At 51.1% G+C, this 25,738-nt stretch carries 20 protein-coding genes; 10 read left to right on the top strand and 10 right to left on the bottom strand.

Annotation, left to right across the window (positions count from 1 at the left end; translation table 11 throughout):
- Positions 1-100: 100 nt before the first annotated feature.
- Positions 101-1,582 (top strand): polysaccharide lyase domain-containing protein, encoded by a 1,482-nt coding sequence (locus tag C9I92_RS02250; RefSeq protein ID WP_053061737.1) that lies wholly within the window; start codon positions 101-103, stop codon positions 1,580-1,582.
- Here the strand turns inward: C9I92_RS02250 and C9I92_RS02255 are convergent.
- Genes C9I92_RS02255 through C9I92_RS02270 form a run of 5 tightly spaced genes read right to left on the bottom strand, consistent with a single transcriptional unit; the run spans position 1,568 to position 7,249 of the window.
- The gene (locus C9I92_RS02255; protein ID WP_047884168.1) at positions 1,568-2,329 is read right to left on the bottom strand and encodes a sulfotransferase family protein; all 762 of its coding nucleotides are present in this window, start codon (positions 2,327-2,329) and stop codon (positions 1,568-1,570) included. The two genes, C9I92_RS02250 and C9I92_RS02255, sit on opposite strands and share 15 nt — an antisense overlap.
- Positions 2,330-2,331: 2 nt before the next feature.
- Complete coding sequence (locus C9I92_RS02260) at positions 2,332-3,351, bottom strand: glycosyltransferase family 2 protein (RefSeq protein ID WP_053061736.1); 1,020 nt, start codon at positions 3,349-3,351, stop codon at positions 2,332-2,334.
- On the bottom strand, positions 3,344-4,312 hold the full coding sequence (locus tag C9I92_RS25345; RefSeq protein ID WP_053061735.1) for a polysaccharide deacetylase family protein: 969 nt from the start codon (positions 4,310-4,312) through the stop codon (positions 3,344-3,346). Before C9I92_RS25345 ends, C9I92_RS02260 begins: the two co-directional genes overlap by 8 nt.
- Positions 4,302-6,071 carry an arsenate reductase/protein-tyrosine-phosphatase family protein gene (locus C9I92_RS02265; RefSeq protein ID WP_047884167.1) on the bottom strand — a complete coding sequence of 590 codons (1,770 nt, stop codon included), beginning with the start codon at positions 6,069-6,071 and terminating at the stop codon, positions 4,302-4,304. Before C9I92_RS02265 ends, C9I92_RS25345 begins: the two co-directional genes overlap by 11 nt.
- A gap of 23 nt (positions 6,072-6,094) precedes the next feature.
- Positions 6,095-7,249, bottom strand: coding sequence for a GNAT family N-acetyltransferase (locus C9I92_RS02270; protein WP_211320516.1), 1,155 nt, complete (start codon positions 7,247-7,249; stop codon positions 6,095-6,097).
- A gap of 189 nt (positions 7,250-7,438) precedes the next feature.
- Between C9I92_RS02270 and prsT the strand changes: the two genes are divergently transcribed.
- The 3 genes from prsT (at position 7,439) to C9I92_RS02285 (ending at position 11,562) form a co-directional block, all read left to right on the top strand.
- Positions 7,439-10,207, top strand: coding sequence for an XrtA/PEP-CTERM system TPR-repeat protein PrsT (gene prsT, locus C9I92_RS02275; protein WP_047884165.1), 2,769 nt, complete (start codon positions 7,439-7,441; stop codon positions 10,205-10,207).
- Positions 10,208-10,396: 189 nt separating this feature from the next.
- On the top strand, positions 10,397-11,134 hold the full coding sequence (locus tag C9I92_RS02280) for a S1 family peptidase (RefSeq protein WP_047884164.1): 738 nt from the start codon (positions 10,397-10,399) through the stop codon (positions 11,132-11,134).
- A 14-nt stretch (positions 11,135-11,148) separates the two neighbouring features.
- Positions 11,149-11,562 (top strand): VanZ family protein, encoded by a 414-nt coding sequence (locus C9I92_RS02285; RefSeq protein WP_047884163.1) that lies wholly within the window; start codon positions 11,149-11,151, stop codon positions 11,560-11,562.
- A gap of 99 nt (positions 11,563-11,661) precedes the next feature.
- Here C9I92_RS02285 and C9I92_RS02290 read toward each other — a convergent pair whose 3' ends face one another.
- On the bottom strand, positions 11,662-12,363 hold the full coding sequence (locus C9I92_RS02290; RefSeq protein ID WP_047884162.1) for a PEP-CTERM sorting domain-containing protein: 702 nt from the start codon (positions 12,361-12,363) through the stop codon (positions 11,662-11,664).
- Between the two features lie 177 nt (positions 12,364-12,540).
- Positions 12,541-13,755 (bottom strand): sugar metabolism global transcriptional regulator Mlc, encoded by a 1,215-nt coding sequence (mlc, locus tag C9I92_RS02295; protein WP_047884161.1) that lies wholly within the window; start codon positions 13,753-13,755, stop codon positions 12,541-12,543.
- 269 nt (positions 13,756-14,024) lie between these two features.
- Here mlc and queE point away from each other — a divergent pair, with 269 nt between their 5' ends.
- The 5 genes from queE to C9I92_RS02320 all read left to right on the top strand — a co-directional run bounded on the left by queE (position 14,025) and on the right by C9I92_RS02320 (position 21,409).
- Positions 14,025-14,693 (top strand): 7-carboxy-7-deazaguanine synthase QueE, encoded by a 669-nt coding sequence (gene queE / locus C9I92_RS02300; protein ID WP_047884160.1) that lies wholly within the window; start codon positions 14,025-14,027, stop codon positions 14,691-14,693.
- A 160-nt stretch (positions 14,694-14,853) separates the two neighbouring features.
- Positions 14,854-17,670 (top strand): hypothetical protein, encoded by a 2,817-nt coding sequence (locus C9I92_RS02305; protein WP_047884159.1) that lies wholly within the window; start codon positions 14,854-14,856, stop codon positions 17,668-17,670.
- 288 nt (positions 17,671-17,958) lie between these two features.
- On the top strand, positions 17,959-19,578 hold the full coding sequence (locus C9I92_RS02310) for a methyl-accepting chemotaxis protein (protein WP_047884158.1): 1,620 nt from the start codon (positions 17,959-17,961) through the stop codon (positions 19,576-19,578).
- A gap of 102 nt (positions 19,579-19,680) precedes the next feature.
- Positions 19,681-21,081 (top strand): asparagine--tRNA ligase, encoded by a 1,401-nt coding sequence (gene asnS, locus C9I92_RS02315; RefSeq protein ID WP_047884157.1) that lies wholly within the window; start codon positions 19,681-19,683, stop codon positions 21,079-21,081.
- 106 nt (positions 21,082-21,187) lie between these two features.
- Positions 21,188-21,409: a VF530 family protein gene (locus tag C9I92_RS02320; RefSeq protein WP_047884156.1), complete on the top strand. Its 222-nt coding sequence runs from the start codon at positions 21,188-21,190 to the stop codon at positions 21,407-21,409.
- Positions 21,410-21,510: 101 nt separating this feature from the next.
- On the opposite strand, the gene thiE is transcribed toward C9I92_RS02320, so the two are convergent.
- A complete protein-coding gene (thiE, locus tag C9I92_RS02325) occupies positions 21,511-22,131 on the bottom strand; it encodes a thiamine phosphate synthase (protein ID WP_047884155.1) in 621 nt (206 codons plus the stop codon).
- A complete protein-coding gene (thiM, locus tag C9I92_RS02330) occupies positions 22,124-22,930 on the bottom strand; it encodes a hydroxyethylthiazole kinase (protein WP_047884154.1) in 807 nt (268 codons plus the stop codon). The genes thiE and thiM overlap by 8 nt, the downstream gene beginning before the upstream one ends.
- 371 nt (positions 22,931-23,301) lie before the next feature.
- On the opposite strand from thiM, the gene C9I92_RS02335 reads away from it, so the two are divergent.
- On the top strand, positions 23,302-24,051 hold the full coding sequence (locus C9I92_RS02335; protein ID WP_047884153.1) for an enoyl-CoA hydratase-related protein: 750 nt from the start codon (positions 23,302-23,304) through the stop codon (positions 24,049-24,051).
- A gap of 163 nt (positions 24,052-24,214) precedes the next feature.
- Here the strand turns inward: C9I92_RS02335 and C9I92_RS02340 are convergent, their stop codons facing one another.
- Positions 24,215-25,603, bottom strand: a complete 1,389-nt coding sequence (locus C9I92_RS02340) for an MFS transporter (protein ID WP_249037519.1) — start codon at positions 25,601-25,603, stop codon at positions 24,215-24,217.
- Positions 25,604-25,738: the final 135 nt, after the last annotated feature.

The following is a 25,738-nucleotide window of genomic DNA, read 5'->3' on the forward strand; positions in this document are numbered from 1 at the left end:
CCAATTTAATTTCTAGTCACTAATATTTTTTTGTGCCCTGTCCATATCTCAGCCCATACTTATGCAAGAGCTGACAGCATGCGTATCAGGGATTTGATATATGAAAGCATTCTTTAAAAAATACCTGCTGGTTTGCGGGATTCTTGCCAATGCCACCTTTCTGTATGTCGGGTATAAAGCAGTAACCACGGTATTTTTGGAAAGCCCCAGTTTTCCTCAAGCAATACATTCGCTGTCTGCCCGGCTACAACCCCACATTCCCCTGGCCTCTTCGCTGCTGAGCGGGCTCGTCAGTAATGTCAGCGCTGCAGATTATTTTCCGGCAACGTTCATTCCCGAAATAACCCCTGAGCGCTGGCCGACTGTAGGCCCGGCGACAACCTTTTCCACAGACGAATTCCAGCCACGCGAAACGGTACGCGTGAGTGACGCCAATGCATTGCTGCTAGCGATAAAACAGGCTCAGCCCGGGCAAGCTATCGTGATTTCAGATGGCGAATACCGACTAAGCGGCAAACGCTTTGCCATTAGCCAGAGCCGCCCGACAGCCTCCAATCCGATCTATTTACGTTCTGAAACACCGGGAGGGGTAACGCTCAAACTCAATTCACTTGAAGGCTTTATGATTGATCAGCCTCACTGGTACATTGAAGGCATCAACTTTCAGGGTATCTGTGCGCAACATTCCCGCTGCGACCACGCCTTGCATATTGTCGGGGCAGCCAGCCACACCATAATTCGTAACAACCAGTTTTATGATTTCAATGCTGCGATTAAGGTCAATCAGCTGAAAGGACAGTTCCCGGATTATGGCATTATTGAAAGAAACCGCTTCGGCATGCATCAGCCACGAAAGACCAATGCCTCGGTAACCCCGATTAATCTCGACCATGGCAGCGGCTGGAAAGTCAGACAAAACCTCATTCATGATTTCATCAAGACCGGTGGCAATAAAGTGAGCTACGGGGCTTATATGAAAGGAGGCTCACTGTACGGCGTGTTTGAACAGAATCTGATCATTTGTAACACCAGTCAGACCCAGTATCCCGGAAGTCGGGTTGGCCTTTCTTTCGGCGGTGGCGGTATGCATCAGAAACAGCGCCGGGATCAGGCTGAATTTGAAGTCAGTCAGGCGGTAATGCGCAACAATATTATTCTGCATTGCAATGATGTCGGGATATACAGCCAAACGGCTAAAGATGTCACGATAAACAATAATATTCTGTATCACACCGCGGGCATCGATGTGCGTTTTCCTCAGTCAAAGGCCGAGGTGTACAACAATGTCATGAACGGAAAAATCCGGGAAAGGGACGGCGCACTCAGCCATCAGACCAACAACTTCATCGCCCCGCTGTCCTACTGGACAGGCAAGAATTCCCTGAAGGCGGTGTATGCCGCGCCAGAGTCCGGTGATTTTACTCTGGTGAACCCGGAACCCCTGTTGGATCATTCCGTGAATGCCCGTCGGAGCGCAGGTAACTTTTCCGATTACTGTGGCAACCCCATAAAAAATGGCACCGCCTACTTGGGTGCCATTTACGACAGTGCCCGTTGTTTTCAGCCGTCACGCCTTCCATGAATGCTGGATGAGCTTTTCACGGCAGAGATGATAGGCATCCTGACAGCTCATCAACAACTCATTGTCCAAGTCGAGAACAGAGGTATCCGGTGATTTTTTCACAATGACGCCTGCATGGATGTTTTCTGAGGAGTCACCGGCAAACCGATGGCCGGTTTTTTCAAACTTACGATACGTGGCTTCAAATGCACGATCGATTCCCAAAAACTCTTTCATCTCGCCAAGCACGCGTTTGGGATGTTGGATAATATCGTCCGCATCGTAGTAATAATAGTTTTGGTCATTACCAAGGCTGAGAATTAGATCAGTAATATAACGCACCCGGTCCAGGTAATATTGCGCGGCCCCTTTTGGCGTTGCACAAGGATGTTCCGGATTTTTCGCACTGTACAGCTTCACAATACTTTTGATTGTCGCCTTCGGTTCCCGCAGCGCTACCAGCAGCTTCACGTTATCCCGACACAAGACGTCGCGGCTTGTAAAATGTTCATTATGAAGCACTTTATCAAAATAAAAATCGGTTACTGGCTCGGTCCTGTTCTGCTCATGAAACAAAAACTTTTGATTAATCAGGCTTTTCCAGCTGTAGTACCCAATATGCATTTCGTAATAGCCGGAAATGTCTTCATGGCTGCCAATCAGGTGCCCGACCAGACTGGTATTGGCACGCATATGGCTGATTAACAGCACATGCTGTTTAGGGGCGAGAAGCCGCACTTTTTGTATCGCGTCTTTTATTGCTTCCATGATCAAACTCCTTTTTCGCTCAATACCCATTTGTCCTTGCGCTGAAATAGTTTCCGGCATGAGAGGTACACAGAAAAAAGCAGCCACTTCGCCGTGAATCTGGCTGCCAGTCCCTGCCACGCATAATATGCCGCGCGGTGAGCATCGCGTTGTTGATGCAGCGTTTCCGCAATGACTTTTAACTGAACACTCTTGCCATACTGGCAATGCTCCACCATCGCATCGTGTTTACTGTTGATAATGCCCTTGTCATAAATTCGCAGCTGAAAGAGCTTCTTCTCCAGCGTAGAAACCAATGTCGACACGTTATCCGCTTTCGATTTGTCCGGAATGTTGTGGTAGGCCATAAAACGGGGGTCAAAGTAGATTTTCCTGGCGGCGTCAATCGCACGAATATATAAATCACGATCACTTTCGTACCGCAGGTTTTCATCAAACCCGTTAATCTGATGAAAAAACGCCTTTTTATAAACAGAACAATTGAGGTGCGCAAAACCATCGCTGGTAATCAACTGCTCCAGCGTGACAGGATAAGCGATCCCGTCTGGTTTCTCTGCCAGCTCCAGTGAATCCCGGAGATCCTCGATCCAGACAGTGCCTGTTTTCTGCTCTCCATTGGAGAAAAACGCTTTCTGATTCGAAAAATATAAGTCTGCCTGCGGATCGTGTGTCAGGTTTTTATACACTCGGCTCAGATAGCCGTCGTCCGTCCAGTAATCATCATCGTCCAGAAAACAGATATATTCACCACTGGCAATAGCAACACCATGGTTACGTGAATAGCTTGAGCCATGCCCCTGCGGACGCTGTACCAGCGAGCAAAAACGCACACGCGCATCAGCCTGAGCCACAATCGCGTCATAGTGCGGCAAATACTGTTGATCGCTTCCGTCATTGACGATAACAACCTCAAGCGCGGTAAAGTCCTGCTGTAAGACGGATTTCAATGCCACAGCCATCAGGTCCGGTCTGTTTCGCGTGGGAATGATGACAGAAAAAAACGGAGATAGTGTGTTAGGCATAACATCCTCCATGATGCGCAAGGCTGGCTGGTAAAAACATTTCGCTGTCGGGCAACCGGTTAAACCACTCGATAAAGTCCAGTGTCGTAGCGCGGAATGTCTGGTATTCATCCGCCGACGAGACATAAGGCGTCATCCCCGGCTTTACGGTTGGCGAATGAAACGACAACACCAACTGGTGGTGACCAAGCTTTAACTGGTGTCTGGCAGCCGCTATTAAATCTTTCAACGGCACCCCTTCCGGTGACAAGCGGTATGTTCTTACCCCAAGCATTTTACGTACCACTCTGGTCGTGAAGTCCTGCCCCGTCAGTAACGTGGGATGATCATTCAACGTTTTACTTGCCCAGGGAAACGCTGACATGCGGCTGCAGGTATGCGGCAGATACGTTATCTGATCTTGTTGGAACATACGGTTGTTGAACGTACTGAAGTCCGGCCCTTGTTGATGGGTAAAATTACTGAACGCACTGATGCTCAAATCCACACGGTAGCCCAGCCGTTGCAAAATACGCCGCGTATTCGGACCAATGCCATACCGGCCAGCCAGATAAGTAACCGGAGATAAACCGGTTTCCCGTTTTATGGCATGAGACAACACCTGAATTTTTTCAAATTCCAGTTCAGCCGATAAGTTTCCGGGATAGGATTCCAGCTCACTGGCCACCCCATCTTCCCCGGTCTCCAGATAGGGCGGATTCACCCAGGGATGAAGATGGGCAGCAAACTCAATCGCCTCGCCAGCCTGATCACGGAAGGTATTTATAACCTGCTGACCACCGGCACTGGTGACAAACGGGTAATCCATCGCAAGCGTGACTTTTGCGCCGATTTGCAGCATTTCCCGAATTAAAACGATCAGTTCCTGATGGTGAGTCACGCTGTCATTGAAGCGACAGAATCCTCCGTTCCAGTCAAACTCTTCTTCAGCATGAATCACGACAGCCAATTTAGCGCTCATAAGCCCCTCCCTTGCTGATGATGTCCTTCGATAAGCGTGAAATACACTGCTCAATCTGACGGTAACAGTTTCTCACGCCCTCCAGTCCCAGCCCGTACGGGTCGGCGACTTCACCGGCGGTCCGGTTCCAGAACGGCTGTAAATCACTCAGATAAAAAGCATTGGGTACGTGATAGCTGGCAGTGATGACGGCATGGTTCTTTTCATCAAAAATAAACACCACGTCGCTGTCTTCCAGATCACACTGCCTCAGGCATTTGGAACGATGATCTTCAAGGTTGTAGTTGAGTTGTAGCGCGGCCTGTCGTGCCTCCGCCGGACTTTGCCTATCTTCAGGGGTGTGAAACCCGAATGATTCAACACCACTGCCGGTATTCAGCTGTTCGACCGCCTGGCGGCAGACCTGTTCAGCAAAGGGGCTGCGCATGATGTTGCCGTAGCAAACAAACAGAATACGGCGGTGCGGATTGCTCCGAAATAGCTTCTTCAGCCGGTAACGCGTTATCAGACAACGTCCTTTCAGCAACACCGGGAACCGTCGGGTAACCGCCGCGGCCAACTCAGCACCAATTTTCACGCCTTCCCGGACAAAAGGGAGTGGATCTGTCAGCGAGAAGCTGTCAATTTTCTCTTTACCCAGCAGAAGCCGGTGGCCATCTGCCAGTCGGGAGAACAGCTTTTTCAGCAAACGGGTTTTGCCGTGGCAACTGGCCATTTCCCGACGCAACTCGTACAAATCTGCCGTCAGTGCACGGGCATAGTAGCCACTCCGATAATGTGTTTGATCATCAGACGGCAAAGTGCCCATCATCAGGTAATTGGCATACCATGCCGGGAAGTCCATCCCGCAAAAAACAGCCAGAGGAAGTGAGCCCCAAAAACGGGCATTCACTTCAACCAGGATCCATGCCGATGGCTGCTCCTGCTTTTCCGGTAATCCGCGGCGAAATTCGAACATCGCCACCCCGGTAAACTGCGTGGCCTGACACATGGCCTCGACGGCGGCCAGTTGTTCGGGATCAGTGGCAATACTCACCCGGTAAGAGCTGCCGCCTCCTCGTTCAGGCTCTGCCGCACGGCGATGGGAAAAAGCCGAATGCACCTTGCCGTTAACCGACAAGACGGAAACACCTTCGCCAAAACCGGCAAAAAACGCCTCCACCATGACTGGCTCAGAGCCCGCAGCCAACTGTCCAAATTCTTTACAGTTGCTGACGATAGCTACATTCTGACGACGACTTAATGCCTGCTCTTTAAATGACTGGAGCGGTTTAATCACAAAGCGCTCACCAAATTCTTCCGCCAGTGCCTGATAAGACGAGTCTGCCAGATTCACCAGCTTTCCTTTTGCAACCGGTACCCCGCACTCCAACGCTGCCTGCTTGGTTTTCCACTTATCAAACAGCACCTCCATCGCCTGCTCGTTAGCAACGGCAAGGCGTGTGTGTGCCGGCAGCTTTTCTCTGTTCTGCCATAAGGGGTACATAGCCCGCTCGTCGCACGGCAGCACAATGTCGAACTGGTAGCGCTCAATCAGGCGAAATACGGCGTCCTGCCATTCCTGTTGTGAGTAAGCCTGGTAGTTGTAAAACTTCGCAGTCGTAATGTATTTGCTCGCCAGTGCCGGACTGGTTCGATCAAAGCAAACCACATGAACATCATACCCGGCCTTACCCAAAGACCGCACAACAGACAGGAAGCTGCGAGTGTCATCACCAAGTACTAACGCTCTGAATGGATGTCGTTCTGCCCGGTTCATACCTCACCTCTTACAAATCCCTGTTAATCCGGATGCGATGCGCTGGATTGCTCGTCTGTCACAAACTGCTGCTTGATGGCACGCAGGGTATGTTCCAGTCGGACACGCAGTCGGTTCTGACGGATGTGGTAAATTGCCAGCTCGGTTTCGTGGTTGGCGAACGTTTTCTTATATCTTGAAAAGCCACCCATGAAATCGTATCCGTCAAAACCCTGTTCAAACGCATCGTTAATCAATAAGTAATGAGAAACTAAGCCCGGTTTGCTGTGGCAGCCTTCTATCTCATAGTTCAAGGCACAGAGATAAAAATACACCTGATTCTGCCAGTGAAAATTGTACATAACCGATATCAGCGTCTGGCCTGCCATCACCTTGTAAATAGCGACAGAGCCGTCTTCAATGCCCCGAGAGATCAGGGTCTGATGAAATTGCCTGAAGCCGTCATTCACAAATCCGCTCTGACCGGGCTGGCTTCCCCATCGTTTTATATGCAATGGACGCGCCAACTCAAAAAAGCACAGCGCGTCTTTAACCGTAAGGGCTTGGGTGACCGTCAGCGGGCCAAGGGATTCATACTCACGCAGGCTGCGACGAATCTGATACCGGGCGCTGCGGGAAAGCGCCTGCGAAGGGGTCAGGCCTTTGGCCCGGTATGCCGTAAAATCCACAGAGTACGCGCTTGTTGCCCAAATCTGATGACGATCCAGATCGGGTGTAGCACATGTGAACGTGTCCCGGTAGCAGGCGCCAACAGATAACACCCCGTCACCGACCACTTCTGCCATCAAGGTGGCCAGCATTTTTTCCCGAACTGCATCTGCGACTGCTGGTTCCAGCAGAAAGTCGTTATATTCGATCCAGATTTGATCCAGCGAATCATCGCCGGTTCGGTGCAAATAATATTGCTTTGCAAAATGAAATCTGGACGGACGTCCCTGAGGACTGACAATGACCCCCAGCCCGACCGTCCTGCCCTCGATACGGGCTTCAATGACGTAAAAGTGGCGTACGAAGCAGTCAAGCCAGCAACCGATCCAATGCCATGATAAAAAAAAGACGGGATGGCACCGCTCTTCAAGGCTCTGCCACGCGTGTTGCAGCCAGGTACGATCCGGCGACAAAAACACCTCACAGGATATGGTACTTTTTTGTGGCTTATTCTTAACGCACGTACTCACCGGCCTGTCCATTGGCACCTCTGTTTTACGAACTCGAAAACGGGCACTGCTTATCCAGCAGTTTCCTCATCAAGCATAGCAACTGGGCTGCAAGAGTGATCATTGATTCTCCGGCCATTTCTCCGCTCACGGTGAAATCTGAGTCTATGATTGTTGATGAGGTGTTTTTTTGTCATGGACGGGATATCAATGAGCAAATTCATCACAAACCGAAGTTTATCGACTATCGCCGGCTGCCTGATGGCAGTTTCAGTAGCGGGTTGTAACGACATTGACCCGGATACCCATATTGCAAATGCCAAACAATTCATTACCAAGCAGGAATACAGTGCTGCCATCATCGAATTGAAAAATGCGATTCAGCAGTCTCCGCAATTGGGTGAGCCACGGTATTTGCTGGGTGATTTGTATTTACAACGCGGAGATTTCTCGGGCGCTGAAAAAGAACTGCGGCGGGCCCTGAAATACGGTGAAAATCCCGATTTGATTGAGCCCCTTCTGGCTCGCGCCCTGCTGGGACAAAGTGACTTGCTCTCCCTGAATGAACTAAGTACCCAGGCAAAAACCCAATTGAGTTCAGCCTTGGCCGACATTCATGCCATCCATGCCATGGTGCTGTTGCAACATGGCGAGAAAGAAAAAGCCAAAGCGGCGCTTAATCTGGCAATGGAAGATGATGCCAATGATGGCAGCCTTTACACCACGCTGGCTTATGCCGGACTGCTGGCCGAGCAATCACGGTTAAACGATGCGCTGGAAATCTTGTTGCAACTGACTCAGCATTTTCCCAAAAACAGCGATGTATGGCTGACAACTGGCCACATTCAGATGGCCAGCAACCGATTCAGCCGTGCCGCAGAAAGCTATTTGCAGGCTGTGACGCTATCGCCCCAGGCGAAACACTATATGCTGTTTCTGGCTCAGGCTCTGGTCAGAGACGAGCAGTACACCAAGGCAAACACTTATGTTGATGAAATTCTGACGGTATCCCCTACCCACCCTCTGGCCAACGAGCTGAAAGCCAGTATCGATTATGCCAACGGCAATTATCAGGATGCGCAAAACCATGCTGAGCTGGCGATACAAAATGGCTCACAAAGTATCGGGGTGTTTGTCATTGCCGGGGTAACCGCATACTCACGTAATCAGTTTGAACAGGCCAACGAATATTTCGCCCGAGTCATTCCCTTTGTCGGAAAAGATCACCTGATCAACCGCCTGTACGCCTCAACCCAGTTCAAACTAGGCAACATGGACGGGGCACTGGAGACGCTGAATAACTTTGACTTATCACTCAAAGAAAACAATGAATTTGTGAATCAGATGAGTCTGGAGTTTGCCAAAATCGGCCGTCGCACAGACGCACTCAGCCTCGCATCCAAAGCCAGCACCGACACACAAAATCAGTCCCTCACGTTAAGCCTGATGCAGTTGGCAAATAAAGAAGCTCAGGGTGTCACTCATCTTCAGAATATCCTGAAAGTCCAACCGGATTTACCCGAGGCGAATCTGGGTCTGGCGTATTACTACCTTGAGCAAGGTGACATCGTTCAGGCGGAGACTATCGTCAATGACTGGCTGAGCACAGAACCTAATCAAGTCAGTGCCATCATCATGAAAGGCTACATCGCCACCAAGAAAAAAGATTACCCCCTCGCCGCCAAACAGTTTGAGCGAGCTATCGGACTCGAACCGAAAAACCTGACGGCATTGCTTTCCCTTTACAAGCTGGAAATGCTGACCGGAAAACCTGAAGATGCCTATCGCCATACACTGGCTCTGGCTGAGCAGTCTCCGGAAAACTTCGTGATCGCCAGGAACCTGTTCCAGTTTGCGACAGAAGCCAAACTGCTGCCGGAAGCGCTGGCTTTTTATGAACAAAAAATCAAACAGTCGCCCAATGACGTGCCGCTGAAAATGATTCTGGCGCGTGGTTATGCCAGCCAGAATGACTACTCAAAAGGTCTGCAGGTTCTAGAGAGTCTGACTCCGGTACAACAAAGTGCCGAAAGTTTCAGTCTAGCTACCCTGCTACACTTCAAATCCGGCGATTACCGAAAAGCGCAACTCGCAGCAACTGAATGGCTAAAACGCGACCGGCTTAATCCGGATGCGTATATCAGAACCATTCAGCTGAGTGAGATGAACAAAGAGTATGACACAGGGATCAAAACAGCCTCACAAGCCGAAAAACTGTTCGTAGACCAACCCGGCTTTAGCCTGATGAAAGTCGGTTTGCTGCTGAAAGACACTCAGTATCAAGCTGCTCAGGCCATTCTGGATAAACAAAATGATGCCGTAAAAACCACTGCCTATTATCTACGTCTGCAAGGCGAGCTTTATGCCCGTAACGGGCAAACGGCTCAGGCCGTGGATGTACAAAAGCAGCGTTTCGAGCGTTACCCTAGCATCACGACCGTCAAAGACCTCGCTCTGGCTTACGATGCAAACAAACAAACTCATGATGCCGTCAGGGTACTAAAGCAATACATCACCCAACAAGGCGAAGCCGCTCAGCCTCTGGTGCTGGTACTGGCGCAGCTACAAGTCAAAGCCGAACCTGACGCCGCCATTGCCAATTACAGGGCCATTCTGGAGAAAGAGCCTAAAAATGTTATTGCGCTCAATAACCTGGCCTGGCTGTATATGAATCAGAACGATTTTGCCAAAGCCTGTGAACCGGCGAGCCAGGCCTTTGAGCTGGCGGGCGAGTTTGCAGAAGTACAGGATACTTATGGTTACTGCCTGCTGAAGTCCGGACAGACTCAGTCTTCACTGGAGCCCCTGAAAGCAGCGTACCAGAGCAAACGGGCCAGTGTTGAAATCGGGCTTCACTATGCTGAGAGCCTGATTGCCAATCATCTGCCGGAGAAAGCCAAAGATATACTGAATACCGTAGAGGCAACCTCGCCGGAACATGTTCAGCAGAAAAATCAGCTGATGGCACAAATGCAATAATCGAACGGTTTCAGGCACACCCGACGCTCAGTGCTGCCACTAAAACCGACAGTGGCAGCCTCAAAAACCTTGGCGGGTATGCCTGCAATCATGGCCGGGGGCTCTCCTTACCGAAAGGTCAATGCCATTAACAGATTTCTAACCAACACGAGCCACAGCTGATGCTGTGGCTCGTCATATGGAGGATTCATGTCAGGACGATTCTTATTGTGTCTTCTCTGTTGCTTCTCGGCGTCAGTTTTCGCCGACCTGCCGGATACCATTGCACGTATAAAACCGTCCATCGTGGGTGTCGGTTTTTACGATAAAGCCGCCAGCCCCCGAGGTCAGTTGTTTGGTACCGGCTTCGTGATCGCCCCGCAATTGGTTGCCACCAATGCGCATGTCGTCAACCCTTCCCTGTTGACCGGTAAGCGGCAGTTTGTTGTCTTTATCGGTACCGGCCGCAGCCCGGAGGTACGCACCGCAACTGTCATTAAACGGGATACCCGGCACGATCTGGCTATTCTGAAAATTGCCGGCTCCCCCTTACCCGCGTTACGTCTTTCTACTCGCCTGGTTCGGGAAGGTGAGCGCTATAGTTTCACCGGCTTTCCGATTGGTGCCATTCTGGGCCTGTACCCGGCAACGCATCAGGGCATTGTTGCCAGTATTACCCCCATTGCGACGCCCGCCAATCATGCCCGGGAGCTGACCGTGCAGCAGCTAAGGCAACTTAAAAAGCCTTATGACGTCTATCAGTTTGATGCAACAGCCTATCCAGGAAACAGCGGCAGCCCGGTTTATCACCCGGAAACCGGTGAAGTCATTGCCATTATCAATAAGGTCTTCGTCAAAACCAGCAAAGAGTCTATGCTCACTGACCCCAGTGCAATCACTTATGCGATTCCAATTCAGCACTTAATTACCCTGAAGCAAAGCCTTTGAGTGAGTAACCTGAGATGATGACATTCACCCCCTTCCAGCGAAACAATCTTGCCTGGTTCGGTGCCGTAGCCAGCACACTCTTTATTGCCTACATTTCGCTGGTGCCCGCTCAAAATGAGCCCGAGTTCGCCGATTTGCAGCAATACGGCATTCTCTTTCTGGATAAAATTTTACATCTGATCGCCTATGGCGGCCTGACGTTTCTGTTTCTGTGTACGTCACAACTACGCCGTTACCCCAGAGCAACCTGTCTGGCACTGATTCTGTATGGGTCACTGCTTGAGCTCACCCAGGGTCTGTTACCTCTGGGGCGCGAATTTTCGCTGTTTGATGCCCTCGCTAACGTGCTGGGCGTACTGATCATCGGCAGCGCATTTCTCTACCGGCAGAAAAAACAAAAAGCCAGACGTCTGCTTTCGTCTGGCTAATCAGGTGGTACTCGCGGGTCATCCGGTTTGTCGTTGACTGCCAGGGTTGACCTCAGACAACTCCACAACAGGCAGGCAAGAAAGCCCCAACCGTCTGAATTACTGTTTTCTGCGTTTCATCCCCGCGAAGCCCAGCAAACCCGCACCAAACAGGAACATAGAAGCGGGTTCTGGTACTGATACCATGCCGTATGAAACGTCGTAGGCTTTACTTTCTCCATCAGGATTGAAAATAAATTCCAGGGCAGAAATGTCCGTAAAATCGGTGCCACCAAAAATAGGATCACTGAAATCGATATAAACGACCCCAGGAGCTGACGATGTTGTCACCAGATTCGCTGAGTTTGTTGAGGCACCGCCACCCCACCAAGTGTTGATGCGGATGCCTAAATCAAGGTCCTGAGACAGCACTTCAAACAGGAAACCGCTGCCGTTTAACGCAAAGTTTCTGGAACCTAAACCCGCTGCGTTGATATTTGGTGAGTTATCTGTGCCGTCATACTGAACAGACACAGTCGCGGATGTCAGAGTGTCAACACTCACAGAAAGAAAACCACTGCCGACAAAAGCACTGGCCCCTAAGTTGTTGTTGGCCACAGAGGTAACATCAACGAGAATATCCCGCTCTTCACCCATCAAAACACTATCTGGCCCTGTTACAGAAGTGGATAGGCTACCGACACCGTTTACCTCAATCTTTGCTTGATCAACGCTGAAGTCATCAATAATCAGTTCTGCATTGGCAGCGCCAGCCAGGAACAGTGTGGACAGTGAACATGCTAAAAGAGTTTGCTTAATCATGAGTGTTTCCCCCGATATAGAATCACTCACTACTAAGCGAATTGTGTGCCAGTTATTATATTACTGTTTTTACTGGGTTTTATATTCGTACGGTTTATCAGGTGTAAAAGATACCAACACTTTGCAAACCATACTGTCAGGAAAATCATGCAACGAAGGTTTAATGAACAGGCGACATTATCCCTCAATCAACTTCATCAGCAGGTGGCCGTCATACATGGCTTGCTTCACCAGCGCCGCACCGGGCATCGTTGCCTGAGTGTAAAAGCAGCTTTCTTCAATCATCAGATCACGATTATAAACCGGCAGTGACTGCGTTCGGACACAATCCATGATGGCCGGGTACAGCACTTCTTTTGCGCGGTTAAACTCTCCGCCGATCAGAACTTTATCGGGGTTAAACAGGTTGACCATAATTGCAATGGCCTGTCCCAGGTGATGACCAAGCTCAACGATAACCTGGCGAGCCAGACTGTCACCGGCAACCGCGGCGTCACAGATACCCTCGATTGTCAGCACTTTGCCGTGAAGCGTGGACGGATGCCCTTCGCGAAGACGCTGCTCCACTTGCTCAAGCACCGCTTTCAGGCTGGCCACAGTTTCCAGGCAGCCATGGTTTCCGCAGAAGCAGCGTTTACCATAGGGCTTTATCTGAATGTGGCCAAGCTCACCCACATTCCCGATACGGCCCGATAACACCACATTGTCCAACACAATACCGGCACCCACACCATGGTGGATAGAAATCAGTATCGAGTTCGCCACATCGCGCGAATTCCCAAACAGTTTTTCAGCCAGCGCCCATGAGCGGGTGTCATTGCCAACAAACACCGGCAATCCAGTAGCTTCATGGATAGCGGGACCTAACGCCAGATTATGCACATTGTAGTGCGGCATTTGCAGTACGGTTCCGGCTTCCGCATTCACCAACCCCGGCAATGAAACCGCGATCGCTGTAATACGATCCAGCTCATTCACATGATTGGCAAAAAAGGTATGAATTTCGGAAATCAGCTTTTTCAGGACTTCATCCTGCTCCAGCACATCCACTTCCTGACGTTCTTCAATCAGGATATCGCCCCCCAACTCATGCAGTGCGATGGTCAGATAGCCACGCCCCAGTCGGATAGACATAAACTGCCACCCTTCATTGGCCGGCATCAGACCAATCGCCGGTCGCCCCCGGCTGGCCGCTTCCTGAATAGCGGTTTCTTTTATCAGATGAGCATCAATAAGCTCACGGGTAATTTTCGTGATACTGGCCGGTGCCAGCTGGCTGCGCTTTGACAGTTCAATCCGTGAGATAGGGCCAAGCTGATCAATGAGCTTGTAGACGCTGCCGGCATTGTTTCTCTTGATATGATCGATATGACCAGGCTGAGCGACATACATGCCTTAACTCCTGAAAAAATGTAGATATAAAGATGAACAATTGAATTTTTTTACTTTGCGAAGTAATTGTGAAGCCGAAGTTTCATGGGACGTGACAAGAGTCACAGGGAAATCGAAATCAATCAGTGAAAACTGTATGCCGCTTCATATTTCCCTCAAAATGGTCGCGGTTAATTCACCACCAAAATTTATCTACTGGAAGACAGCTCACAGCTTTTTTGCCATAATGCCGCGGTTCAACTCTTGTTCAACTCACCACGAGGTTTGCGGTGTACAAAATTAACGAAGTCTTTGAAACCATCCAGGGCGAAGGTGTCTTTACCGGCGTACCGGCCATTTTTGTCAGACTCCAGATCTGTCCGGTGGGTTGTGCCTGGTGCGATACCAAACAGACCTGGTCGGCAGAGCCGCAGGATCATGTTTCAATTGCTGAGATCATGGCGAAAAAAGGCGACTCTCCGACCTGGACTGAGCTGGATGCTCAGGGCATCGTGAATCTGCTCCATGATCAGAAATACACCGCGAAGCATGTTGTTATCACCGGTGGTGAGCCATGCCTGTACGATCTGGTGCCTTTGACCGAAGCACTGGAGCAGGCCGGTTTCCGTTGTCAGATTGAAACCAGCGGAACATCAGAAGTGAAGGCCACAGCCAACACCTGGGTAACCGTGTCGCCAAAAATCAACATGAAGGCCAAGCTTCCTGTGCTGCCAAGCGCACTGGAGCGGGCTGACGAAATTAAGCATCCGGTTGGAACAACCAAGGACATCGAGCAACTCGATGATTTGCTGGCTGGCAAAAATCTGAAAACAAACGTCAGCATTGCGCTTCAGCCAATCAGCCAGAAGCCGCGTGCGACCGAGCTGTGCATTGAAACCTGCATTGCCCGCAACTGGCGTCTGTCCATTCAGACCCACAAATATCTGGCGATTGCCTAAGCCTCTGATCTGCACCACCCCATCACCTTCAAGCGGTCGTCTCACTTTTCAGACGGCCGCTTATTCTTTGAGACACCTTCCCCCTCTTAACAATGGCTAATTTTGTCCTATCTATACTCAGCAAAAAACCAATAGTCATAATCATTTGTGGGGAAATATTATGCGTAGCTATCTGGGATACTGCTTCCTGACGGCTTTCGCCCTGCTTCTGACCGCCTGTGGCGGAGGTGGAGGTGAGACACCCAATCCTGTTGCGGCTCCGGCCACACCGGTAACGACCGACTTCAGAGTCTCTGTCGATCTGCCTGACCAAATGACTCTGGCTCAGCAACATTCACTGTCACTGCTTCCTCAGGCTTACGCCAACGCAGTGAAAGATCTGACAGAACAAAATTTTGCCGCAGTCTGGCTGGACGATAAAGGTAAGGTGCTGGAATCCATCGAGCTGACCGACTGGCAGACAAACGGTGAAGGGATTTATACGTTTACCGGCGATACCAAACCCAGAGTCAACGCGGTACTGCTGATTGATCCGGCGGGGATCCCCGAATTCACCTTGGGTGAAGCACTGCCTGAGGGTCTTTATATGACTCCATTGGCCAGCGAACGCCTGACGGTCACGCTGGAAACATCGATGACTTACTACGCCCTGACCAAACGCATCGTCAAAGACGGCAACTGGGGGGTATTTACTGAGGTGTTTACCGATGCGCCACAGGGTAAAGTGCTGTTTGCGCTACAGGACATCAACAACATGGCCCTGGATATTCGCGATACCCTGTTCCCCCAAATCGGCCTGGAAGGCATGACACTGAAAGATCTGATGCAGCTTTCTATTGTCAAATCCATGACCGACGGTCGTATTGAGCGCTTTTATACCGAGCAGGATGCTGCGCTGGCTGATATTAAAGCCATTCTGAACGACGGTTACTGGCAGGTTGCCGCTGGCAGCAGTAACAATGGTACTGTCCTGATGTCGGACCGCACCTCGTATAACGGTTCACAGACCGAAGTGGCAGAATTCCGCTGGAAAAAAAGTGGTAACGAAGACATTAATCTGAGTGAATTTTTTACTTATCTCAGCGGCTCAACCGCATTCGGGACAGAAGATGTCACACATCAGGTGCTTACCTCTCAAGGCTGGACCGGGCTGTTCAGCTACCTGAAAGTCATCCTGGCGACTCAGAGAACCGCGATGCTGACCGATGCCGGTCTGACGAAAGATGATAAGTCGGGAATTTCCTTGGAGGCGAATGTCTATTCGTTGTCAGGAAAACGGATCCACGATTTTCTATCGAGCCGGGAAAATCATTTCATGACCCGCTATATCAAAAATACTGCGACGTTTGATGAAAATGCCTCAGGCTTCTATTTCACCTGGCGGCCGGAAAAAGAAACGTACCTGCTGTGTGACACCACCAACGACAAAGACACCTGCCGCGTTTACTCCACACAGCTGCCGGATACCGCCTTCACCAGTCTGGATGAGCTGATCACTGCTCAGGCCAATGCCGGGCCAGAGTTTGAATCCGTGAACGGCTTTAAACTCAGCGATAACGTGGTCGTAGAAATAATTGATGACGGCCTGTTTACCGTCCGTTACTGGAGCAACATTGCGGTCGATGAATGGGTGGTTCAGGAGCAAGGTGTCTGGTCTCCGGTAACGGTTGCCGGCAAACAGATGATCCGTTTCGATGTCCCCGATGTCATCAAACAACTGTCTGATAACTACCGTTTCAACAGCCTGGCACTGTTCCTGGTGGTTGACCGCGGATTCGTCAACATCGGCGAAACCCTGCTGGATGGCGAACAGTTCCACTACTCCGGTTTTGATAATGATGCGAAAGATCAGATCTTTGCCGCTGCGACCCGGGACAACCTGCCCGCCTTTGATAACTGTATCTTTGGAAATACCGCACTGGCAAATGAAGACCTCTTCCTCAACGCGGTAACAGAGTGTGGGGGTGACGAGCACTTCACCACTCAGGGCGTCAGTGATCTGGTCGACAAAACCCTGGTACAGATTGCCGAAGATGGTGAGATCACAGCTCAGATCCTGCGCAGTGATAATACCTGGGAGTTTTACCGCCACACCGAACCTGTCAGCGGCAGTAACCGCAGTTGGACACTACTGGATAACAGCTACCTGAAAGTGCTGGAAAATGCCGATACACCGGATTCCTTTGAGTACTGGGCGAAGACCAACTACGACTATGCCCTGCGGGTTATGGCGATTAAGCAGTACATCCATCCGGATAACGGTCAGCCTGAGGAAACGGTCATTACAAACTTCATGGCCCGTGAGTATCAGGCCGATCAACTGGCCGCCTGTACGACCAATGATTCCGGCTGGGATCAGACCACCACCACACCAATGGTGAAGAAAACTCAGGAGGAGTACCAGACTCAGGCCGCATCCTGTAAACAAGCCTGGTATGGCCGGGTGCCGCGGTTTACGGAAGCCTTGCTGGTTGGCCAGACCGGTAACCTGAGTGACGACAAAGCTCTGACGTTCGCCAGCGATTCGTCACGGTACCTCAAGCTGACCGATAACTTTTCCGGTGACTACTTCCTCGGCAGCTATGTGGACTCAGACGGTTGTGGCTTTAACTTCGACATCCGCTGGAAACTGGAAGATGACGGTACCCTGTACTATGAAGCCATTGATGGCTCAATGAAGGAACGGATTCAACTGTCAGATACTGACGGCCTGAAACTGGCCATCAAAGCCTTCAACCACCAAACCCGTTGGGAGACCGATGACACGTTGCTGTACGGGGACAATGAAGGGGAAATCTGGAGTGATATCGTCACGCTGATCGATGCCAGTGAAGTACCGGACGTGGTGCCCATTGAAGCACCGGAGACCCCGCCACCAGCGGAAGGCGAGCCTCCTGCTGAGCCGACCGGGCCACCAGCCGGGACCATTTTAAATGACGGCCAGACCTGTGCCTTTACCGAGCAGCCAGCAGCCTGATAAAAATACCCTATGGGAATAACACCTTTCTTATTCCCACAGCCTCGCTACCGAGCCCGCGTCACCTCGCGGGCTTTTTACTGCCAGTTGCATGACGATTATTCAGGCCATCTTCCACACTGGGTTCCCAGCCATAACGAACATAAAACAGAATGAATAACAAGCAATTACCTGTAGATAAAACGTTATCGTGGCTTACATCACAGTCATAGCAGGAAAACTATTTATTAACATGGCAAGCAATTACACTATATCCACAACAAGAATATGTGTAAGAGATTAAGGAAGATGCGTCTTACCATTGCTCATAAACTCCTCCTCACCCTATTAATGGTTTTTCTGGTCGTGCTGGTCGCCTCTCTCGCCTATGAGGCTCGTCAGCAAAAAACCATGCTGGAATCGGTCATCAGCGAGCAAACGCTGGACAAGGCCGGTAACTACTTCGACAGCCTCAATATGATGATGCTGACCGGCACCATGTCACAAAAAGAGACACTGCGTGAAAAAGTCCTGTCTCACAACGGCATTGAGAATGTCCGAGTGATTCGCGGACCCGGCGTGGTCAATATGTTTGGCCCCGGTCTGGACTACCAGAAGCCGGTGGATGACTTCGACCGACGAGCCCTTGCCGGCGAGCAAATCAGCGAAACCATCAGTACCCCGAACGGAAAAACCCTGCTGGTTGCCCTGCCAATGAAAGCCAGCAGCAACTACCGGGGCACCAATTGCCTGCAGTGCCATATCGTGCCGGAGAACGAAGTGCTGGGCGTCGTCCGCCTGGAATACAATCTTGGTCCGCTCTATGAGCGGGTTGACAGCCAATTACTTAACGCTGGGGCTATCATGTCGGCTATCGCCGCTGCCGGGTTCCTGTTCGCGCTGATGATGATCCGTAACATTATTGTTCATCCCCTGCGCCGCCTGTCCGGTTATATGAAAACCGCCAGCCAGAATAAAGATCTCAGCCAGCGTCTGAACTCATCCCGCACCGACGAGATTGGCGAACTGTGTCACAGCTACGATCATATGCTGGACAATTTCTCTGCCAGCCTGCGTCAGGTGCAACAAACATCGGAGTCCCTGACTCAACAGGCCAGCCAGTTAACCCAGGTTTCCGGCAGCACCAATCAGGCTGCGGACAGTCAGCGCTACGAAACCGGCCTGATGTTTACCGCTATCGACAACATGCAGCATCAACAGCATGACGTTGAGCAACACACCACCGAAACCGCCGCGCTCAGTCGTCAGGCCTCACAGGCGGCTCAGTCAGGTACGCAACTGGCGCAGGAAGCCGGTGAGAGCATTCAGCAGCTGGTCCATGACATTGAACACGTCAAAGCACGTATCGATCACCTCCATACGCAGAGTCAGCAGGTCGGCAGCATCTTAGATGTGATCCGCGGTATTGCCGAGCAGACCAATCTGCTGGCGCTTAACGCCGCCATTGAAGCAGCCCGCGCTGGAGAGCAGGGTCGCGGCTTTGCGGTAGTCGCCGACGAAGTCCGGAATCTGGCCACTCGCACCCATCAGGCCACCGGTGATATCCATACCATTATCGACAATCTGCATCAGGACTGCGAAGCCTCAGCTGATGCCATTGAAACCACCTGCCAGACTGCGTACGGAAAAGTCGAAACGATTCGTGAGCTTTCCGCCGCGTTGGCTGCTATCGATAATCATATCCAGACCGTCAACCAGCATACGGTCGACATTCAGCAGCAGTCATCAAGTCAGGCAGCCCTTGCCGATGACATTCGCTCAAAAGTTGAAATTATCACCGAGCATGCCGACGATACAGCACGTCATGCACAGTCGTCGAAAGAGATTAGCGTAAATCTTGAGCACTTAGCCGAGCAATTAGAGCGATTACTTCATCAATTTACCCTATCAGGCCATCACAAGGCTTGATGCCTGACGCCAGACAGGTAATATTGAACCCTTGGACAGTGTCTGGGGCTTTATGCCCGATGGCACAACAATAAAAGTGCCTTAACGGAGAATAATTTACACATGACTTACGCGCCTGTAACAGACGTACTGAGCGGTAAGCTAGCTGTCGACAGTGAAGTGACTGTACGTGGCTGGGTTCGCTCGCGTCGCGATTCCAAAGCTGGAATCTCTTTCCTTGCCATTTATGACGGCTCTTGTTTCGACCCGATTCAGGCCGTGGTCCCAAATGAGTTAAATAATTACCAGGAAGAAGTGCTGAAGCTGACTACTGGTTGCTCTGTTGAGGTCACCGGTAAAATCGTTGAGTCTCCGGCCAGCGGCCAGGATTTTGAACTGGCAGCAACCGAAGTGAAAGTTGTTGGCTGGGTTGAAGATGCAGATACTTACCCAATGGCAAAAACACGCCACTCTATTGAGTACCTGCGTGAAGTGGCTCACCTGCGTCCACGTACAAACGTAATCGGTGCGGTTGCCCGTGTTCGTAACTGCCTGTCGCAAGCGATTCACCGCTTCTACCACGAGCAAGGTTTCTTCTGGATGTCTGCGCCGCTGATTACGGCTGCTGACTGTGAAGGTGCCGGTGAAATGTTCCGTGTTTCTACACTGGACATGAACAACCTGCCTCGTACAGACAAAGGCGATGTGGATTTCAACGAAGATTTCTTCGGCAAAGAAACATTCCTGACCGTATCAGGCCAGCTGAACGCTGAAGCTTACGCGTGTGCCCTGAGCAAGGTTTACACCTTCGGCCCAACGTTCCGTGCTGAAAACTCCAACACCAGCCGTCACCTGGCGGAATTCTGGATGGTTGAGCCAGAAGTGGCTTTCGCCGATCTGGACGACGTTGCGAAGCTGGCTGAAGACATGCTGAAGTACGTGTTCAAAGCTGTACTGGAAGAGCGTCGGGATGACCTGGAGTTCTTCGCACAACGTATCAACAAAGACGCCATCACGCGTCTTGAGCAGTTTGTTGACTCAGACTTCGCTCAGGTTGATTACACCGATGCAATCCAGATCCTGAAAGACTCTGGCCGTGACTTCGAGTTCGACGTTGAGTGGGGTATCGACATGTCTTCTGAGCATGAGCGTTACCTGGCTGAAGAACACTTCAAAGCCCCGGTTATCGTGAAAAACTACCCGAAAGATATCAAAGCGTTCTACATGCGTATGAACGAAGACGGTAAGACAGTCGCAGCGATGGACGTACTGGCACCGGGTATCGGCGAAATCATCGGTGGTTCTCAGCGTGAAGAGCGTCTGGACGTACTGGACGAGCGTATGCGTGCGATGAACATCGACCCAGAGCACATGAACTGGTACCGCGATCTGCGCCGTTACGGCACAGTACCGCACGCGGGCTTCGGTCTGGGCTTTGAGCGTCTGGTTTCTTACGTAACAGGTATGGGTAACGTACGCGACGTGATCCCATTCCCACGTACACCACGCTCTGCGAACTTCTAAGTTCAGTAATAAAATTGCTGACAAAAAAGGCTACCTTCGGGTAGCCTTTCTGTTTTCGACGCAGCTTACCACTTTACCCACTCACTCTGACTCCTAAAGAGACACCATTATGACAAACCAACCGAATAACCCGCTACACGGCATCACTCTGAAAAGACTGCTGGAAGAGCTGGTTGATCATTACGGCTGGGAAGCCCTGGGACGCGAAATCAACATCCGTTGCTTCAACAGCAACCCGAGTATCAAATCGAGCCTGACGTTTTTACGCCGAACCGAATGGGCAAGAAAAGAAGTGGAACAGCTGTATCTCGAGACATTTTTTATCTGACCGAAACAACATTTCGCAGTGATGCAAAAGCACTTCGCGGGCCGGAAGAAAACGTCAACACGTTGGATGTCACAACGGCTGACGTTACTTCCTTCCTCACCTCAGTCGGCATGCATCAGCTTACGCAGCTTTTGACACGCATCGCTTGGCGATGTCGCATGACAAATTGCCGACACTAAGGCGACCCCAGCCGCACCGGCATCCATGGCTGATTTAATGTTGCTTTCATTCAACCCACCAATAGCCACCAACGGCAATCGACTTTCACCCGCCGCTTTCTCTAACCCGTCCAGCCCCCAGGCATACACAGTATTGGTTTTGGTTGGTGTCGGGTAAATCGCGCTTAGCCCCAGGTAGTCCACCGGCAGGTGTTGCGCATCCGCCAGTTGCTGCTCATTTTCCACCGAAAGCCCCAGAATTTTGTCATCGCCAATCAACTGGCGGGCGATTGCGACAGGCATGTCAGACTGGCCCAGATGCACACCATCGGCATCGACCGCCAACGCCACATCCACCCGATCATTTATGATCAACGGGATCCCGGTTTCCATCAGCAGCGCTTTAACAACCATGGCACGCTGAATGAACTCACGAACATCGCCGTGTTTTTCACGCAACTGAACCATAGTCACGCCACCGGCAACGGCTTCTTTGATCACGAACTTCAGTTGTTCAAGATCCAGATTCTCGTCCGTGACCAGATACAGGCTGTAATCAGGCATTGGCCGTGCCTCCAAGCAGCTTGGCGTTCAGACGGGCCGCCAGCGCAGGCTCACCCAGCAGATATAGCGAATCAAGCAGATTCAGTTGTAAGCTCCCCGGCCCGGCTGATTTTTCTGCGGCCAGCTCACCAGCCACTCCCAATACGGCCGTTGCGGCCAGCGCGGCTTCCCAGGTATCCTCGCACACCGCGGCAAAAGCCCCGGTCAGCGCAGTATGGCTGCACCCCATGCCGGTCACTCTTGGCATCATGGCATGGCCATTGTCCAGCGCACAGACCTTGTCGGTGGACACCACGTAATCGGTCGCACCTGAGATCACCACAGTACACTGGTGCTGGTGTGCCAGTTGTTTGGCCGCATTCAGGGCCTGCTCACTGCTGTCCAGTGCATCGACCCCTTTTGATTGCGCCGCTTCCCCGGCAAGTGCAATGATTTCAGATGCATTCCCGCGAATGATCAAGGTTTCTGCCAACGCAGCCAGCTTACGGGAAACCTCTGTCCGTAGCGCGCTGGCTCCGCAGCCCACCGGGTCCAGTACCACCACTTTGTTATTAGCGTTTGCTTTCTCCACCGCGTAGTACATCCGTGGTATCCAGTGGCTGTCGAGCGTCCCGATATTAATGACCAGTGCACCGGCAAACCCCATCATTTCCGCCATTTCTTCCCGGCTGTGCGCCATGATTGGCGAAGCACCAACAGCCAGCAATGCATTGGCTGTATTGTTCATCACAACATAGTTGGTCAGATTCACCACCAGCGGCTTTGTTGTCCGAACAGCCTGCAACATTGCGCAGCACATTTGCTCTATAGGCGTAGATTCTGTCTTCAAGGGGCGCTCCTTCTTGATATATTCTCGACAGGCATTATACCCAACCAGCCAGAATTCACAGCGTCATCCAGTCATCGGGCCATCGTTGGAATAACATTCTTTGAATGAGAGTGTTTAGAAGTGAGAATTTGAGTGAGGCCGCTTAATCAGCGTATCTTTGAAAAGTTAAACAACTGTTTCAAAGGTAGCATCACAGATATCTTTCTCGATCTGCGCTTAAATGACAACGCTCGACACCTAAAATAGTCAATCAGAACGCACTGAAGTTAAAGCGGAACAACAGGACGACACAGAGCAGCCCTCTCAGGGAGAAACTCTCGGCCGACAACAGGAAGAAAAATATGGATATTCTTGTCAATCAGGAAGATGCGATCCTTGATATTCAGATTCATCGCCAGGACGCACGAAACGCTCTCAATCAGCAGATGTATCAACAGTTAGCGGAAGCCTTTGAGCAGGCGTCCGCGACCCCAGCGATTCGGGCGGTGGTCCTTCGTGGATTACCGGATGTCTTTTGCGGCGGCAATGACATGCAGGATTTTCTCGCTATTTCAAAAGGGATGTCTGGCTTTGCCGTCGAAAGGTTCATGAAAGCGCTCATCTTGTGTAATAAGCCCCTCATTGCAGCCGTTTCCGGACCCGCGATCGGGATTGGCACCACTATGCTGCAGTTCTTCGACATCGTGTATGCTTCCGCCAGTGCGCTTTTCAAAACGCCGTTTGTTCCATTAGGACTATGCCCGGAAATGGCGTCCAGCACAGAATTGGCAAAAATCATTGGTATCCGCAAAGCCAAAGCCATGCTGCTGTTTGGTGAGGCGATGGCAGCTGATGAAGCGCTGTCACTTGGTTTTATCAATGCAATTGAAGCGTATCCGGATCAACGGGCACTGAAGGAGGCCAAGCGCATTTGTCTGTTACCACCACAAGCCATGAAGATTTCAAAGGCCATGCTGCTGGACCATGACAGGGATCGCCTGCTGGCAACCATTGAGCAGGAAAACCGTCAGTTAGTGGAGTGTATTCGCAGTGATGAAGCCCGCGAGGCGGTGTCAGCATTTCTGGAAAAGCGGACGCCAACATTTCAGTGAGGTTGTTTGCGAGAACCCTATACAGGGCTTGCGACCCAAACAACTCCCCCCCACCAGAAGCAGGAAGCAGGAAGCAGGAAACAATAAAGCAAAAAATAAACAGGCCAGTGAACGAACTGGCCTGTTTCCACAGAAGCGATTCAGCCTATCGACTAACGGCTAACTAGATTGCAGCAGAAAGCACGGCGGCAGACTTTTGCTCAGAGTTGCGTACCCGGTTCGGCTCATCTTCATCTTTCACGCGAATCACCATCAGCCCGGCGACAATCATGGAGATCCCACCCAATACGATAGCCATCATGGTGTTTCCACCGAATGCCCAACGGGTGAAGAAGCCGAGAATACCGGCCGCCAAAATTTGCGGCAGAACGATAAAGAAGTTAAAGACCCCCATATAGAATCCCATCTTCCGGGACGGTAACGCCCCTGCCAGAATGGCGTAAGGCATGCACAAAATGCTGGCCCAAGCGAGACCGATACCAACCATGTTAAGCATCAGCATTGCAGGATCATTAATCAGCGCCATAGCCGCTAAACTGACTCCGCCAATAACCAGGCTGAGGCTGTGAACAAACTTGCGGCTGGTTTTCTGTGCCAACCACGGCAGCATAAAGGCCGCCAAAGCTGAAATACCGTTGTAGGCTGCAAAGCACAATCCAACCCAGTCCGCCCCTTCGTTGTACAATGCGGAGCTGGTATCAGACGTACCGAAAATATGGGTGGTTACCGCAGATGTGGTATAAATCCACATCGCAAACAAAGCAAACCAAGAGAAAAACTGCACCAGGGCCAGTTGTACCATGGTCTTTGGCATCGCTTTTATATCGCAAAGAAAGGTTTGCCAGCACGCTTTGGGTTCCTGTTCACACAGCGGCTCGCCATCAAACAGCGCCAATTGCTGTGGCGAATACTCTTTGGTCCGACATACTGTCCAGAGGATCGATCCCAGAAAAACCAACGCCCCGCACAAGAAAGAAATTTTCACTGACGGCGGTACTTCTCCGGCCGGTGCGGTATTGGCGATATCAAACACATTACTCAGCAGATAAGGCATGGCAGAGGCCACCACAGATCCGATACCAATAAAGAAGGTCTGAACCGCAAAACCCTGCGTGCGTTGTGATGACGGCAGGTTATCCGCGACCAGTGCCCGGAATGGCTCCATCGAAATATTGATAGAGGCATCCAGCATCCAGAGCATACCCGCAGCCACCCAGAGGTGTGGTGAATACGGCATTACGATCAGTGCCAATGATGAGGCAATGGCCCCCAGCAGAAAATACGGGCGGCGGCGACCCAGTACGGTCCAGGTGCGATCACTGAAGTGACCGATGATCGGCTGTACCAGTAACCCGGTCAGCGGTGCGGCAATCCAGAGTATCGGTATTTGCTCAATACTGGCTCCCAGCGTTTCAAATATCCGGCTGACATTCGCATTCTGAAGCCCGAAGCCGAATTGAATGCCCATAAAGCCGAAGCTCATATTCCAAATTTGCCAAAACGACAGGCGCGGTTTTTCCATTGAAACATCCCCGAATTTGCCGGTCGGCATCCTTTCGATCCTTCAACCGGCATACAACATTCAGACAAACATGACATACGCAAAACCGGGAAGATTTAGCATCTTCGTCGCGCCAGCTGTACAAACACGAATTTTCTCCACATTTCGTGCCAGTAACAGGCTGAA

Origin of the sequence: Photobacterium ganghwense, assembly GCF_003025595.1 — a bacterium.
Lineage (GTDB): Bacteria > Pseudomonadota > Gammaproteobacteria > Enterobacterales > Vibrionaceae > Photobacterium > Photobacterium ganghwense.

What these genes read in the sequence shown, in the direction of transcription:
- C9I92_RS02250 (WP_053061737.1), top strand. Translation starts at nt 101, where the DNA reads ATGAAAGCATTCTTTAAAAAATACCTGCTGGTTTGCGGGATTCTTGCC.
- C9I92_RS02255 (WP_047884168.1), bottom strand. Translation starts at nt 2,329, where the DNA reads ATGGAAGCAATAAAAGACGCGATACAAAAAGTGCGGCTTCTCGCCCCT.
- C9I92_RS02260 (WP_053061736.1), bottom strand. Translation starts at nt 3,351, where the DNA reads ATGCCTAACACACTATCTCCGTTTTTTTCTGTCATCATTCCCACGCGA.
- C9I92_RS25345 (WP_053061735.1), bottom strand. Translation starts at nt 4,312, where the DNA reads ATGAGCGCTAAATTGGCTGTCGTGATTCATGCTGAAGAAGAGTTTGAC.
- C9I92_RS02265 (WP_047884167.1), bottom strand. Translation starts at nt 6,071, where the DNA reads ATGAACCGGGCAGAACGACATCCATTCAGAGCGTTAGTACTTGGTGAT.
- prsT (WP_047884165.1), top strand. Translation starts at nt 7,439, where the DNA reads ATGAGCAAATTCATCACAAACCGAAGTTTATCGACTATCGCCGGCTGC.
- C9I92_RS02280 (WP_047884164.1), top strand. Translation starts at nt 10,397, where the DNA reads ATGTCAGGACGATTCTTATTGTGTCTTCTCTGTTGCTTCTCGGCGTCA.
- C9I92_RS02285 (WP_047884163.1), top strand. Translation starts at nt 11,149, where the DNA reads ATGATGACATTCACCCCCTTCCAGCGAAACAATCTTGCCTGGTTCGGT.
- C9I92_RS02290 (WP_047884162.1), bottom strand. Translation starts at nt 12,363, where the DNA reads ATGATTAAGCAAACTCTTTTAGCATGTTCACTGTCCACACTGTTCCTG.
- mlc (WP_047884161.1), bottom strand. Translation starts at nt 13,755, where the DNA reads ATGTATGTCGCTCAGCCTGGTCATATCGATCATATCAAGAGAAACAAT.
- C9I92_RS02305 (WP_047884159.1), top strand. Translation starts at nt 14,854, where the DNA reads ATGCGTAGCTATCTGGGATACTGCTTCCTGACGGCTTTCGCCCTGCTT.
- C9I92_RS02310 (WP_047884158.1), top strand. Translation starts at nt 17,959, where the DNA reads ATGCGTCTTACCATTGCTCATAAACTCCTCCTCACCCTATTAATGGTT.
- asnS (WP_047884157.1), top strand. Translation starts at nt 19,681, where the DNA reads ATGACTTACGCGCCTGTAACAGACGTACTGAGCGGTAAGCTAGCTGTC.
- thiE (WP_047884155.1), bottom strand. Translation starts at nt 22,131, where the DNA reads ATGCCTGATTACAGCCTGTATCTGGTCACGGACGAGAATCTGGATCTT.
- thiM (WP_047884154.1), bottom strand. Translation starts at nt 22,930, where the DNA reads ATGTGCTGCGCAATGTTGCAGGCTGTTCGGACAACAAAGCCGCTGGTG.
- C9I92_RS02335 (WP_047884153.1), top strand. Translation starts at nt 23,302, where the DNA reads ATGGATATTCTTGTCAATCAGGAAGATGCGATCCTTGATATTCAGATT.
- C9I92_RS02340 (WP_249037519.1), bottom strand. Translation starts at nt 25,603, where the DNA reads ATGCCGACCGGCAAATTCGGGGATGTTTCAATGGAAAAACCGCGCCTG.